The following is a 14,274-nucleotide window of genomic DNA, read 5'->3' on the forward strand; positions in this document are numbered from 1 at the left end:
CTGCGTTCTGGTCGATCGACACGCGCTCAAGCACCCTATGCCGCCGGTCGGCCTGGCGGCCGTCCTGCACTCGAGGTGTCAGCGACATGCATGACAGTCGAATGACTGCCGCGTGTCGCGTTGTTCCCCCGCAACCCTATCGAGCACGATCATGACCACGACGCGTTCCCTGAAAGCCAGCGCGCATGCTGCTGGCGTTATCGCCCTGATGACCGCCGCCACGGCGATCGCCGCCGTCCCCGCGGCGCCACAATGCAGCGTGCCGCAGGCTTGGGCGCTCCCGACCGCGGCCACGGTGGTCGGCAACGGCACGCAGGCCAGCTGCACCGCCAGTGCGCTGGCCGCCGCCGTCGCACAAGGCGGCTACATCACCTTCAACTGCGGCGCCAAACCGACCAGCATCGCGATCGACCGCTCGATCACCATCGCGGCGACCACGCCCACCGTGATCGATGGCCAGGGCAAGATCACCCTGGATGGCCGCCAGTCCACCCGGATCCTGCTGGTCAACGCCGGCAGCGCGCTGTCGGTGCGCAACCTGAAACTGCAGAACGGCAGTTCGGTGCAGCCGGCATCGAACCAGGCCTACGACCCGGGCACCTGGGGCGGCGGCGCGATCAAGGTCGGCTACCGCGGCAAGCTGGAAGCCATCAACAGCCAGTTCCTGGCCAACCGCAGCAGCATCGGCGGCGGCGCGATCTTCGCCGGCAGCGACGCGGAGGTGACCATCGTCCGCAGCGGCTTCTACAAGAACACCGCCTGGCTCGGCGGCGCGCTGTATACCCAGCTCAGCCGGCTGACCATCGTCGGCTCGGAGTTCGCCAACAACCAGGCGATCAACGCCCCGCAAGGATTCCCGGATGCCGGCAATTTCGGTGGCGGCGGGGCGATCGACACCGACGGTGCGTCGCTGGCCGGCTATCTCAAGGGCGGCGTCGGCAGCGGCGGCACGCTGGCGATGTGCGGCACCGTGGTCCGCAACAACGTCGCCGCCAACGGGTCCGGCGGTGCCACGCTGTGGGCGTATGCGCCGGACACCATCGACGTGAAGTACTCCACATTCGCCAACAACGTCGCCACCGGCGGCCCGGGCGGCGGTGCGCGCATCAGCATGGGCTTCACCGATACCTCGCATGCCGGCACCGCCATCACCACGCCGGGCACCATCAACATTGCCGAGACCAGCTTCCTGTCCAACACCGCCGAACAGGGCAACGCCGGCGCGCTGTACCTGGATTGCTACGGCGCCTGCGACGTCAGCAACAGCACCTTCCACGGCAACTCCGCCAAGGGCGTGGGCGCGGCCATCCAGCATGTCGGCTGGCAGCCGGCCAACGGCGACCAGGGCAGCCCCAGCGTGCGCTTCAACAACGTCACCTTCGCCGAGAACACGCCGTGGGTGACGCTGTTCGGCGACAAGTTCGACATCCGCAACAGCATCCTGTACTCCAAGACCGAGCGCGTGTTCTGCAACAACCAGAGCAACACCGGCAACAATCTCATCGAGTACTCTGCCAAGGGCGCGGTCTGGCCGAACGCCTGCCTGGCCGCGGGCAACGTGAAAGCGGCCGATCCGCTGCTGTCCGCCCCTGCGAACAATGGCGGACCGACGCTCACCCAGCTGCCTGCGGCCAACAGCCCCGCGCTGAACGCCGGCGCCGGCTGTACCGCCATCGACCAGCGCGGCAATCCGCGCAATACCGCGGTGTGCGATCTGGGTGCGGTGGAGATCAAGTAAGTCGGTTGGCCGTCGTTAGCTGCAGGACAATGCGTGGTCGCGCCGGCTTGGCCGGTGCGACCGCGCGTCCGTCGCCGGGATGAGAAGCGCGTGCGGTGACGCCGCTTCCCGCGCCGATGCGCCGATGCGGTAATGCGGTACCCAGGCGGCGCGGCGGCCCCGTCGTACGCACTGCGATGGTGTCGGGTCGCAGACCAGTCCGCTGCATGCGGCCCCCGCGCCGAGCGATCGCGCCGCGACCGTGCGCTCGACATACGCCGCACCCTGTCCGGTGCGCCTGCCAACGTTCGTCAGGCGGCGGTCGACGTCGCGCAGGCCTCACCACCGCTGCAGGCATGACCGCGCGTTGCAGTGGGCGCCAACAACGCCATTCGAGCCTACCGCGCGCGCCGCGGGCAATATGGTGGCGTATCTTCTTTTGTGGGCATCGGCGGTGCCGCGCGATGGCGCGGCGCCAGCGACGTCTGTGTCTGCGACTTTCCGGATTTGGGACCTGGGTCGCTCGCAGGGGGTCAAGTTCGCGATGCAGATACCGATAAAGGTACCCCCCTCGCGAGTCCCCCCCGATGCATTTCTTTCACTCCTTCAAGGTGAGTCAGCGCCTTGCGCTGTCGTTCGGCCTGCTGATCGTGCTGCTTGGCGCTTCCTCTACCTTGGCGCTCTACCAGTTCCACAACGTACGCCAGGCGGTCGACAAGATCGTCCACGAAAACAATCAGAAGACCGGACTGCTGTACACCATGCTGCGCAACAACATGAGCGCGGAGCGCTACCTGCGCGACATGATGCTGTCGCCGGCCGACAAGCGTCCGGCGATCGCCGCCAAGATCCAGGAGATCCGCGCCGACAACGACCGCCTTCGTCAGGCCCTGGACGCCCTGCCAGGCACGGCGGCAGGTCTGGCCATGCGTAAGGAGATCCATGCTGCGCAGGCGGCGGCGCGGTCGGTCAACAGCCGGGTACTGGCGCTGGCCAGTGCCGGCGAGATCGAGGCGGCCAGGCAACTGCTGTACGGTGAAGCCGCGCCGTTGCTGGCGCGGCGCGTGGAGGTGATCCAGAACGCGGTCGATCTGCAGATCCGGCAGAACGCGCTCAGTTCCGAGCAGATCCAGGCGGCCCTGCTCTTCAGCAATCGTGCCTTGATCGGGTTCGGCCTGCTGGCGGCGGTGCTCGGCGCGACCTTGAGCGTGCTGATCACCCGCAGCCTGGCCGGACCGCTCGGGCGCGCGACCGAAATCGCCGAATCCATCGCCCAGGGCCGGCTGGACCATCGCATCCCGCCGCAGCCCAAGGACGAGACCGGCCGCCTGCTGACCAGCATGGACCGCATGCAGGCGCAGCTGCAGGCGGTGATGGCGGCGCAGTCGCAGATGGCCAGGCACCACGAGCGCGGCGACGTCAGCCAGCGCATGGACGAGCACGCGTTTCCCGGCGAGTACGCGCGCATGGTGCGGGAGAGCAATGCGTTGCTCGACATGCACGTGAGCCTCCAACAGCGCTTGCTCGAGATCATGGGACGCTATGCGATCGGCGACCTGTCGCAGGACATGGATCGCCTGCCCGGCGAGCAGGCCGCGCTCACCGAGACCATGGACCAGGTCAAGCGCAATCTGTCGGCGATGAATGCCGAGATCGGGCAACTGGTCGACGCCGCGGCCGCCGGCGACTTCGCCGTGCGCGGCGACAGCGCGCGCTTCCAGTACGACTTCCGCGACATGGTCGAGGGGTTGAACCAGTTGATGGCGACTACCGACGGCAACCTGCAGGCGCTGTCCAAGCTGCTGCAGGACATCGCGAGCGGCGACCTGACCACGCGCATGGAGGGGCAGTTCCAGGGCGTGTTCGCGCAGATGCGCGAGGATGCCGATGCCACCGTGGCCCAGCTGACCGGGATCGTCGGCCGCATCCAGCATGCGTCCGGGCAGATCACCGGCGCCGCCGGCGAGATCGCCGCCGGCAACGCCGATCTGTCGCGCCGCACGGAGCAGCAGGCCGCCAGCCTGGAGGAAACCGCCGCCTCGATGGAGGAACTGACCTCCACCGTGCGCCAAAATGCCGAACGCGCCAGCCAGGCCAATCAGCTGGCCATCGGCGCGACCGCGGTGGCCTCGCAAGGCGGCGCGCTGGTGGCCCAGGTCATCGACACGATGAACGGCATCCAGACCTCGTCCCGGCGGATCGCCGACATCATCAGCGTGATCGACGGCATCGCCTTCCAGACCAACATCCTGGCGCTCAACGCCGCGGTGGAGGCTGCGCGCGCCGGCGAGCAGGGCCGCGGTTTTGCCGTGGTCGCCAGCGAAGTGCGGGTGCTGGCGCAACGCTCGGCCGAGGCCGCCAAGGAGATCAAGCAGCTGATCGACGACTCGGTGAGCAAGGTGGACGCCGGCTCCCTGCTGGTCAACAGCGCCGGCAGCACCATGCACGAGATCGTCGTCAGCGTGCAGCGCGTGACCGACTTCATGACCGAGATCTCGGCCGCCTCGCAGGAGCAGTCGAGCGGCATCGAGCAGGTCACCCAGACCATCACCCACATGGATCAGGCTACCCAGCAGAACGCCGCCCTGGTGGAAGAAGCGGCGGCGGCGGCCCAGTCAATGGAGGAGCAGGCGATCCAGCTCAGCGACGCGGTGAAGGTGTTCGTCCTGTCCGGCGGCAACCGGGACCTGACGGCGCGGCGCCAGGCCAAGCCCTTGGGCACGGCCGGTACCTCGACCTCCCGGCGTGGTCCGCGTCAGGTGGCGCCGTTGCTGGTCGAACAAGCCTGCTAGGAACGCCGAGATGGCGCGCGCTGCTGGCCGCAGCGCGCTCGCCACGGCTCTCCCCGGTTCCCCCGGGAGAATGGTGCACGGCGTGCGTTCGCAGGAGCGCGGCCCATGGTCGCGGATGATGTTTCATGGCACCGTCAGTTTCCGTCGGCTCGGCCGCCTGCTGTTCCGTCGTGGTGCAGCGTTGCGCGTGCGTCAGGCGTACATGCAAGACGAGGCTAGGCAGGCGTCTCGCAGCAGGGACGCGCCGGCGTCAACAGTCAGCCAGTGCGTCGGCTCCCGCTCCCGCCGGCGCCTGCAAAGCACGCGGGCGATGCGGGGATCTGCCACGACGCAGAGACCTCCTGTGACCCATCCCGAGGCGCTGCAGCGACGGCTGACGTGTGGAATCATGGATGGTCCCGAAAGCCCGCAGGCGCTGCCATGAACGAATCCGATGCCTACGTGTACGACGCGATCCGCAAATGGGTCTGGTCCGGGTTCTACTCCCAGGACGAGATCCAGGAGATGATCGAGGACATCCTCGAAGAGGACTGCGACGAGGCGATGCTGCGCGCCTCGGTCGCCAGCCAGTGGCAGGCCAAGCAGCAGGCCGAGCAGACCTGGCCGGCGCAGACCGATTGCGACCGGCTGGATGCGTTGTTCGAGCGGCTGCACGAGGCCGGCATCTGCGCCCTGGCCAATGCCGGCTACACCATGTCCGACGGCCACGTCGAAGTGAACCAGGCGGTGGCCGACACGCCGGACCGGCGCTACCACGGCTACTGCTTCTATCACGGCCAGGACATGGAGCGGGCGATCGACGGCGACGGGTTGATGCTGGCGTTCGGCGATCTGGACGGGCGCGAGGACGCAGACCTGGCGGTCGGCCAGCAGGTCGCCGCGGCGTTGCGCGCGGCAGGCTTCACCCTGGACTGGGACGGCACGCCGCGCAAGCGCATCGACCTGCCCGGCTTCGTCTGGCAGCGCCGCGCCGATTGGGATTGACGCAGCGGCGCAGCCCTGGGCTGCCAGACGTCGACGCCCTGGCTACAATCGCACGCTCATGCCCGACCGCGTCCCGATGCGCGGAAGGCGTTTGACGGAGAGGCGTTTCATGGAGCGGATGTTGTATCGCAATCGCCGCAGCGCGCGGCACGCAGCCGGCACGCGCCCGGCGCTGCGCGCGGCCTTGGTGCTGGCCACCACGTTGCTGGCCGCCTGTGCCGGCGCGCATTCCTCTTCCCCCTCGATCACCCCTGCAGACAAGGAGCGGGCCATGGCGGAGATGACGCCAGAGCAACTGACACAAGGCGTAGTACGGCTGATCCTGGCGATCGGCGGCAAGCAGGATCTGGTCGCCACCCAGGTCGCCGCGCAGACCGGCGTGCAGGTCGAGGACGAGGGCGGTCACGCGTTCAGCGCGTCCGGCACGCTCGCCGGCGGTGGCGGCTACACCCTGGAATCGGTCGCCGATGCCGACGATGCACCGCCGTCGCGGCTGGACCTGCGCTTCACCCCCGCGCCGGGCGCGGCGCCGGCGCAGTGCACGCAGTCGCTGGCCGGATATCGCCAGGCGCTGGTCGCCGCGGGCTTCGTGCCGCACTGGATCGCGCCGCCGCGCCAGGGCAGCGCCGGCCGCTGGCATTTCGAACGCGGCGCGGTCGCCGTGTACGCCTTCCTCGGCAAGGACGCTGGCGAACACGACGCGCAGGCGTGCGTGGAGATGCTGCAGATCCTGGTCGACGCATAAGGGAGAGCGGAGATGGCACACGACGACGAACGCCTGAAGGGCATGGTCGACACCTTCGCGCAGGCGCATCCGAGGGAAGGCCAGGCGCTGCGGCAGATGCTGGACAACACGCCGGAGCTGCGCTCGCGCGTGGAACAGGCGATCGGGCAACAGCAGCTGTCCGGCTTCGCGCCCAGCCCCGAGGCGGGCACCGGCTCGTACAGCCCGCGCACCGGGCAGATCGAGCTGCCGATGGACGTGCTGGCCACGGCCAAGATGAACGCGCCGCGCGACGATTCGGCCAACACCGCCCGCATCGTGCTGGGCCACGAGATCGGCCATGCGATCAACAAGGCCGCCATCGACCGCAGCGACGCCGCGTTCGCCGCCAAGGTCGACGGCATCGCCGCCTCGCCCTCGCCGCACGACTACACCGCCACGCTTCAGGCCTACGGGCAGGAACAGCGCACCCGCGAGGCCAAGGACGAGATCGCCGGGGTCAACACCCTGGCCGACTACGTCACCCGCAACAACCCCAAGGCCACGCTCAAGGACCTGTACAACGCCAGCAGCGAGATGGCGAGCTACATCGACAAGCAGGGCGTAGGCAGCAAGGCCACCTACACCGCCAGGGACGGGCTGAGCTTCGGCAAGGATCTGAAGATCGACGCCGACAACCCCCGCAACGTGGAGGCGATGGGCAAGCTGTTCTACGACGCGCGTGGTTATCCGCAGAACTATGGCGAGCGCGCGCTGGCGCAGATCGCCAACGCCGAGGACCGGGCGCAGGCGCAGCACCCCGAGCGCACGCCGCCGGCGGTGCATGCCGACCTGAAGGCGGTCGGCATCGATGCCGCGCAGGTGCCGCGCGACCTGCTTCCGGCGGGATTCCGCGACGGTCCCGCACCGGCGCCAGCGCCGGCACAGCCGCCCGAGCCGCAGGCGCAACCACCCGCGCCGCGCGCCGGCGAGCCGGCCGGCGCTCCGGGCGCCGCCGACCGCGCCCTGCATGACCGGGTCCGCAGCGGCGTGGCCCAGGCCGAACAGGCGATCGGCAAGGGCTGGGACGACAACAGCGAGCGCATGACCGCCAGCCTGACCCTGCTGGCCAGGCAGAGCGGCTTCAGCGAGCGCGACCAGCTGTCGGTGGGCTTCAACCGGCCCACCGCCTCCCACCAGGGCGGGGAACTGGCGTTCGTGTACCGCAGCGGCGGCGATGTCTCGCCGGATCCCTATGCCAATCGCGCGCACATGCCGACCAGCGAGGCGATCGCGCGGCCGGCGCAGGAGACCTACCAGCAGCTGCAGCAACTGGGGGCGCAGCAGGGGCAGGCACAGCGCCAGGTGCAGGAGCAGGAACAGGCGCTGCAGGCGTCGCAACAAGGCCCGACGCGGACCGAGCCGCCGCAGGTGTTGAGTCGCTGATTGCAGCGGGCGGCGGCGCGCCGCGCCGCATTCCCGGTGCGCCATGGTCGCGGCAGGCCGCGGCCATGGCGCACGGTTCGCGCCGCCTCCGCCGGATCGGGAGCGCGGCGCTATGGCGCGCAGTGACGCGCCGGGATTACGGCTGCCAGACCAGGTTCTGGGTCTTCGGATCGGCGGTGACCTTGTCGACCTTGCCGGCACCGTCGAAGGACACCTGGAACTCGTTGAAGCTGTCGAGCCAGTAGCGCCACAGCGGCGCGTCCAGGCTCGGGTTCTCGCTGCTGATCGGATAGCCCAGCGCCATCAGCACCTGCTCGCGGGTCATGCCCTTGGTCACGCGGTTGGCGGCGATCGCCTCGCGGATCTTCGGGGGGTAGGTGGCCAGCTTCAGCTTGGGATCCTGCGCGACCACGTAGCGCTGGGCGAAGGCCTCGTTGCCCAGGTCGCGGCTGTAGTCGTTGCCGATGGACTGCTTCTTGCCGTCGATCAACACATTGGCCCGGTAGCGGCCGTAGCCGGTCACCTGCACGGGCGTGCCGGCCGGGATCACCCGCTTGCCGTCTTCGGCGTAGTTGCTGTCGCTGATCCAGCTGCCGTCGCTGCGCATGTTGCAGCACAGGAAGCCGGAGAACTTGGTATCGGCCGCCGCGGCCAGTTGCGGCAGGGCTGCCGCCAGGGCGAGGGCGAAAACGAACGGGGAACGGAACGAACGCATGCTGACTCCTTTCGGCGCGGCGATCCTGCCGCGGGTGGCACGAGGGTGGGAGGGTGCCGCCTCCGCCGCGGCGCCCGTGCGCATTGTGCAGGCTGGCCCGCGCCCGGGATAGCGGCGCGCTGCACGGTGACGACGGACCGGTGGCCTGTGTATGCTCGAACCTCGTGGACACCCTGACGCCCGCCGAGATCTCCCTGCGCATCGACGCCCTGCGTCGCGAGCACCGTGCGCTCGACGAACAGCTGCAGCGCATCCCGGCCAATCTGGACGACGAGCTGGAGGCCAAGCGGCTGAAGAAGCGCAAGCTGCAACTGAAGGACTGCATCCTGCGCCTGGAGCATCTGCTGATCCCCGACGAACCGGCGTGAGCGCGGCGACCTTCTTCAGCGTCGGCCATTCCACGCGCAGCCTGGAGACCTTCCTGCAGATCCTGCAGGGCGCCGGCGTCACCCGCCTGGCCGACGTGCGCGCGTTTCCGTATTCGCGGCGGTTCCCGCAGTTCGACGGCAGCGCGCTGGCGCCGGCGCTGGCTGCCGCGGGCATCGCCTACCGGCATTTCCGCGCCCTGGGTGGGCGCCGCGGCAAGCAGCCGGGTGTCGATCCGCAACGCAACGGCTACTGGCGCAGCGTCAGCTTCCACAACTACGCCGACTACGCGCTGGGCAGCGAATTCGCCGAGGCGCTGACCGAACTGCAGGCGTTCGGCGGGGACGGCGCCTGCGCGGTCATGTGCGCCGAGGCCTACTGGCGCCAGTGCCACCGCCAGATCATCTGCGACCACCTGCTGCACCATGGCCACCCGGTCGTGCATCTGATCGATGTCGGCCGCCAGGAGCCGGCGGTCCCCAACCCGGCCGCACGCGTCGGTGCGCAGGGGCAACTGACGTACCCGCCCGATGCGGCCGATCCCGGGCCGCGCACTGGGGATCTGTTCGAGGCCTGAGCCGCGCCTCGGTAGCAGGGACCAGGGTGTTTGGCACGTCGTTTCAGGAGTCCACCGCGGATCGCGACACGCGCTGCAGCGCCGGACTCACTTCTGTGGGACCGGCGGCACCGCGACCGCGTTGCCGCGCGGCGCATCGATGCTGGTGACGCTGGTGGTGCCGGGCCCGGTCACGCCGTCCTGGGTCGCCACGAGCAGGCGCAGCGGCTGGCCGTGATAGCGGTACTCCAGCGCCTGCTGCAACTGATCCAGGTGCGCGACCCGCGTGCACAGCGCCGCGGCCTTGGCTTCGACGCGCTTGCTGCGCGCATCGAGGCGGGCGTCGACGGTGGCGTCCATGCCGTCGGCGCGCTTGTCGATGGCCTCGGCGCGGCCGGTGACGATCTGCCACATCATGTGGCGGGCGATGCTGCCGGAGAAACTCTCGGCCTGGGTCTGAACATAGCGTTCGAAATTGCTGTCGAATGCGGTCTGGTCCCAACGCCCCATGCCAAGCGTTCCGTCGACGTACGCATTGGCCTGCTTGCGTAACCGCTCGATCTTGCGCGCGTTGCCGGCGCTGCCGGTCAGCACGTCGACGATGACGCCGAGCACGTCGTAGCTGAGGTCGACCGTTTCGTGCGAGAGATCGGCCACTTCCGGCATCAGCGCGCGGGTCTCGCGCTCCATCTCCAGCAGCCGTTGCGCATCGGCCTGGCCGATCTGCTGCACCCGATGATCCACGCTCAGTTCGCCGGCGTGGAAGAAGACCTCGCGCGGCCCCTCGCCGCCGTCGCGGGTGAGCCAGATGCCGCCGCTGTCGGCCAGCACGTTGAACGGCGTGCTCAGGCCGCACTGGCGCGAGGACACCTGCGGCCGATGGTCGTGCTTGCCATCGGGTTCGCCCTGATCGGCCCACGCGGGTCCGCTGGAGGCGGCAAGCAGCAACAGGACGAAGAGGGGAGCTGTGCGCATTGCCGGAATCCGCAGCAGGGAGTCTGGAGCATGCTCGCGGCGGCACCGGCCCGCGGTCGCGTGTCGGAAGTCACTGTGCCGCGCCGCAGCGATAGCGGGTCGCCCTTGTGTTTGACGCGTCGCCACGCGCCGCGCTGTAGTGATAGACGGGCGCCCTCGTGTTTGACGCGTCGCCACGCGCCCGGCTCCTACCGCGTCACGACCGGAGGTACGGCAGCCGCCTCAGTCCTGCGGCACCGGCGGCTCCTCCACCTTGGCCGCTTCCGGGCTGACCCGCTCGATGGTGTGGCGCAACTCGCGGCCAAGAATGAACTTCGCATCCTTGGCCCACGCGTCCAACCGCTCGTCGAACACCAGCTTGCTGTTCTCGTCCGGCCACACCAGCTTCAGCTCGCGCAGCTTCTGGATGAAGCCGCGGAACAGGGTCTTGTCGAAGAACTCCGGCGCGGCCGGTGCGTACAGCAGGCTCAGGCGTTGCGCGGCCTGCTGGCACAGGCTCTCCAGTTCGCCGGCGCCGAGCTTGCCCGGGCCGTTCTTCACCAGCACCGAGATGGCGATGTAATAGCGCTCGAACGCCTGCTGCAACGAATGGCCGATGGCGCGCAGGCGGAACACCTCGTCGGTCTGGCCGGTGTTGCGCGCCAGCACGCTGCCGTCGTCCTCGTTGAGTTGCAGCAGCAGGCCCTCGCGCACGAACACCTCGATGGTGCGTTCGATGCGCTCGGCGAACTGGTCCTCGCTCCACGGGAGGAACAGCTCCGTCTGCAGGAACGGGTACACGGTGCGGCCCAGCCGCAGCAGGCCGGCGCGGCTCATGCGGCGGTTGTTCTGGAAGCAGCACGCCACCCACGAGGAGGCGGTGAACAGGTGCAGCACGTTGTTGCGGAAATAGCTCAGCAACACCGCGTTGTCGCCGTTGACGCTGAGCACGTCGCCCAGCGGATGCGGCGTGCGGGTGAGCACGTTGATCTCTTCGGCGTGGGCGATGATGCGCTCGGGCGAGTGCGGGGTCACCGTGACCCGGTCCGAGTACGGCAGTTCCGCCAGCAGCTTCTTGCACAGTTCGATCTGCGCGATCAGGTCGGCCTCGCCCATGGCGTGCTTGGGCGTGGACAGCAGCGCCAGCGCCAGCAGGTTGACCGGATTGACGTCGGCGGCGGCGTTGATGTGGACCTGGATCTGCTGCGCCAGCGCATCGACGGTGCCGTTCAACCAGGCCGGCTTCTCGTCCTCGCCCAGCGGGTGGCCGTCCCATTCCGGCGCGCGCTGCGCCAGCATCTGGCTCAGCGCGATCGGCTCGCCGAAGTTCACCACCACTTGGCCGTAGTTCTGCTTGAGCACCTTGGGGATGCCCCACAGCAGCGCCCAGATCGATTCCTTCTCCTTGGGCCGGCCGCTGAGTTCGTCGAGGTAGCTGTTGCCCTCCATCAGCTTCTCGTAGCCGACGTAGATCGGCTGGAACAGCACCGGCTTGCGCGGCTGGCGCAGGAACGCGCGCAGGGTCATCGCGATCATGCCGCCCTTGGGCTGCAGCAGCCGGCCAGTGCGCGAGCGTCCGCCCTCGACGAAGTATTCGATCGAATAGCCGCCGGCCACCAGCTGCGCCACGTACTCGCTGAGCACCGCCGAGTACAGCGCGTTGCCCTTGATCGAGCGGCGGATGAAGAACGCGCCGCCCTTGCGCAGCAGCGTGCCGACCACCGGCAGGTTGAGGTTGATGCCGGCCACGATGTGCGGCGGCACGATGCCGCGTTCGTACAGCAGGTAGGACAGCAGCAGGTAGTCCATGTGGCTGCGGTGGCTGGGCACGTAGATCACTTCGTGCCCGGGTGCGGCGTCCTTGAGCTTGTCCAGGTGGTGGACCAGCACGCCGGCGTAGATGCGGTTCCACACGTGGGTCAGCAGGAAGCTGGCCGAGCGCACCACCGGGCTGGAATAGTCGGCGGCGATCTCCCAGGCATAGGCATGCGCCTTGCGCCAGGCGTCCACCGGCTTGCTGTTGTCGCGCTTGGCCTGCGAGGCGATCGCCTCGCGCACCGGCTCGGCGGCCAGCACCTGGTCCACCAGCAGGCGCCGGGTCGACAGGTCGGGGCCGATCACCGCCTCGCGGATGCGCCGGAAGTGCGTGCGCAACACGCGCTGCAGTTTGCGCACGGTGCGTTCGGGCGGCAGCCCTTCCTCCACCGTCTGCCGCATCGACACCGGCGGGGCGAAGCGCACGATGGTGCTGCGGCCGTTGAGCAGCACGCCGAGCAGGCGTCGGAAGCTGCCCACCAGCGCCCAGTTTTCCGAGAACAGCACGGCGAACCAGCCGCTCTGCTTGTCCGGGGCGCGGCCGACGAAGATCGACACCGGCACCAGGTGGATGTCCAGGTCCGGGCGCTCGCGGTGCGCCTGCAGCAGCTTGGCCAGCGAATCGGAGTGGGTCTTGGCGCCGCGCTGCTCCGGCAGCAGCGCGTGGTTGCTGCTGCGCCGGGACAGCGCCAGGTAGGCGCGCTTGCGCCCCAGCGGATCGCCGGGCAGCGGCACCAGCGGCGAGGGCAGGCCGGATTCGCGGCAGGCCTTGTCCAGGATCAGCGCGTTGGACAGGCCGTAGTCCTCCAGCACGTACACCACCGGGCGGCCGTCGTTGTACTGGCCGGGCTCGGCCGGTTCGATCTTCAGCCCCAGCCAGGGGTCGGCCAGGCGGCCGAGCAGGCGCGCCCACAGCGGCCCCTTGGCCTGGCGTGGGGCGGTCGCCGCCACCGGCAGGGCAGCGGCAGTCGAAGCGGGGGAGGCGCCGGGGTCGGCCGGGGAGGCGTCGGCGGGCGCACGTGCCGCGTCGGCCGCGCGTGCAGCCGCGGCGTCGTCGGGGAACGGAAGGGGGTTTTGTTCTGGCATCGGGGCCATTATCGCTTAGCCGGCGGGGCGGGGTCGGCGGCGGGTGCCGTGGCCGTGTCGGCGGTGCCGGCGCTGGCCGCCAGCACTGCATCCGCCTCGCTCAGGGTGTCGCGCAGGTACCAGTGCCCGTCGCGGCGCACCAGCACCGCGGTGGTGTCGATCTGTTCGCCGTCCAGCGGGTACTGGATGCGCACCACGGCCTGGTCGCCCTGCTGGTTCACCAGGCCGGTGCGCAGCGCACCGGCGCTGGCGTCCAGGTCCAGGCCGTAGTCGGCCAGCACCGCCTTGAGGTCGGCCAGGAACGGGCCCAGCCGGCGCAGGCTCTCGTCCATGCCCAGCTGGCGCAGGTCGGCATCGCTGCGCACGCCGGTGCGGCGCGCGGCGGCGCACAGCCGGGCGATCGCCGCCTGGGCGCGCTTGCGCTCGGACAGCGGCGCGCGCGCTGCCCACGCGCTCAGCGCCTGCACCAACTGCACGTAGTGGCCGCGCTGCTCGGGCGTGTAGTGGCCCTGGTTGCGCAGAAACTGCACGCCGAACAGGCCCAGCGAGTGCGCCGCCTGCTTCAGGCTCGCCGCCTGGCCGCCGAACTGCGCATCGAAGGCACGTTGCAGCTGGCGCTCGGCGTCCGGCGCGGCGAGCGTGTCGAGCACCTCGGGCAGGCGTTCGGCCAGCGGCAGTTCGGTCAGCGGCCAGCGGCTGCGGCCCTCGCTCCAGGCCTGCTGCAGGCGCTGGTACTGGGCCGGCGGCACCGCGGCCTGGGCGTAACCGAGCAGATCGTTGCGCTGCAGCGCGTGCGCCAGCGTGCGCACCGCCGCGGCAGGCTCGGCGCTGGCGCCTGGCAGTTCGGCGGGCGTGCGCTTGCATCCGCCCGCGGCCAGGGCGAGCATCGCCAGCAGCAGGATGCACAGCGCGCGCGAGGAGATGACCCGGGTCGGGCAGGACGACATACGGTACGGGCTCGTTCCCCAAAACGTCCCGCATCTTGCTGGGCGCGGGCGATTCCGGCAAGCCGGACGGTACGGCAGTGCGGAGGCGACCCGGCAGGCATCCAGGGGGCGGGGCTGTCGCGGCAGGACATTTCATGACCCGGCCTGGGACTGCCGGGACAGACATGTCGGCGGATCGCCCGATGTGCCAGGG

At 69.6% G+C, this 14,274-nt stretch carries 11 protein-coding genes; 7 read left to right on the forward strand and 4 right to left on the reverse strand.

Annotated elements, in window-relative coordinates:
* Positions 1–151: 151 nt before the first annotated feature.
* The 5 genes from GGR66_RS15340 (at position 152) to GGR66_RS15360 (ending at position 7,642) form a co-directional block, all read left to right on the forward strand.
* Positions 152–1,738: a choice-of-anchor Q domain-containing protein gene (locus tag GGR66_RS15340; RefSeq protein ID WP_184448861.1), complete on the forward strand. Its 1,587-nt coding sequence runs from the start codon at positions 152–154 to the stop codon at positions 1,736–1,738.
* A 566-nt stretch (positions 1,739–2,304) separates the two neighbouring features.
* Positions 2,305–4,509 carry a methyl-accepting chemotaxis protein gene (locus tag GGR66_RS21350; protein WP_184448862.1) on the forward strand — a complete coding sequence of 735 codons (2,205 nt, stop codon included), beginning with the start codon at positions 2,305–2,307 and terminating at the stop codon, positions 4,507–4,509.
* Between the two features lie 420 nt (positions 4,510–4,929).
* Entirely contained in the window at positions 4,930–5,493 is a 564-nt protein-coding gene (locus GGR66_RS15350; RefSeq protein ID WP_184448863.1) for a hypothetical protein, read from the forward strand.
* Positions 5,494–5,602: 109 nt separating this feature from the next.
* On the forward strand, positions 5,603–6,238 hold the full coding sequence (locus tag GGR66_RS15355) for a hypothetical protein (protein WP_184448864.1): 636 nt from the start codon (positions 5,603–5,605) through the stop codon (positions 6,236–6,238).
* A 12-nt stretch (positions 6,239–6,250) separates the two neighbouring features.
* The gene (locus tag GGR66_RS15360) at positions 6,251–7,642 is read left to right on the forward strand and encodes an XVIPCD domain-containing protein (RefSeq protein WP_184448865.1); all 1,392 of its coding nucleotides are present in this window, start codon (positions 6,251–6,253) and stop codon (positions 7,640–7,642) included.
* Positions 7,643–7,778: 136 nt separating this feature from the next.
* On the opposite strand, the gene bamE is transcribed toward GGR66_RS15360, so the two are convergent.
* The gene (bamE, locus tag GGR66_RS15365; RefSeq protein WP_184448866.1) at positions 7,779–8,357 is read right to left on the reverse strand and encodes an outer membrane protein assembly factor BamE; all 579 of its coding nucleotides are present in this window, start codon (positions 8,355–8,357) and stop codon (positions 7,779–7,781) included.
* A gap of 164 nt (positions 8,358–8,521) precedes the next feature.
* On the opposite strand from bamE, the gene GGR66_RS15370 reads away from it, so the two are divergent.
* Positions 8,522–8,725, forward strand: coding sequence for a DUF465 domain-containing protein (locus GGR66_RS15370; RefSeq protein WP_017908896.1), 204 nt, complete (start codon positions 8,522–8,524; stop codon positions 8,723–8,725).
* On the forward strand, positions 8,722–9,300 hold the full coding sequence (locus tag GGR66_RS15375; RefSeq protein WP_184448867.1) for a DUF488 domain-containing protein: 579 nt from the start codon (positions 8,722–8,724) through the stop codon (positions 9,298–9,300). Before GGR66_RS15370 ends, GGR66_RS15375 begins: the two co-directional genes overlap by 4 nt.
* A gap of 87 nt (positions 9,301–9,387) precedes the next feature.
* On the opposite strand, the gene GGR66_RS15380 is transcribed toward GGR66_RS15375, so the two are convergent.
* The 3 genes from GGR66_RS15380 to GGR66_RS15390 form a co-directional block, all read right to left on the reverse strand.
* On the reverse strand, positions 9,388–10,227 hold the full coding sequence (locus GGR66_RS15380) for a DUF2884 family protein (RefSeq protein WP_160967265.1): 840 nt from the start codon (positions 10,225–10,227) through the stop codon (positions 9,388–9,390).
* A 249-nt stretch (positions 10,228–10,476) separates the two neighbouring features.
* Complete coding sequence (gene plsB / locus GGR66_RS15385) at positions 10,477–13,143, reverse strand: glycerol-3-phosphate 1-O-acyltransferase PlsB (protein WP_184448869.1); 2,667 nt, start codon at positions 13,141–13,143, stop codon at positions 10,477–10,479.
* Positions 13,143–14,081: a hypothetical protein gene (locus GGR66_RS15390; RefSeq protein ID WP_184448870.1), complete on the reverse strand. Its 939-nt coding sequence runs from the start codon at positions 14,079–14,081 to the stop codon at positions 13,143–13,145. Before GGR66_RS15390 ends, plsB begins: the two co-directional genes overlap by 1 nt.
* Positions 14,082–14,274: the final 193 nt, after the last annotated feature.

Origin of the sequence: Xanthomonas sp. 3498 (assembly GCF_014199795.1) — a bacterium.
GTDB classification, from domain to species: Bacteria; Pseudomonadota; Gammaproteobacteria; order Xanthomonadales; family Xanthomonadaceae; genus Xanthomonas_A; species Xanthomonas_A rydalmerensis.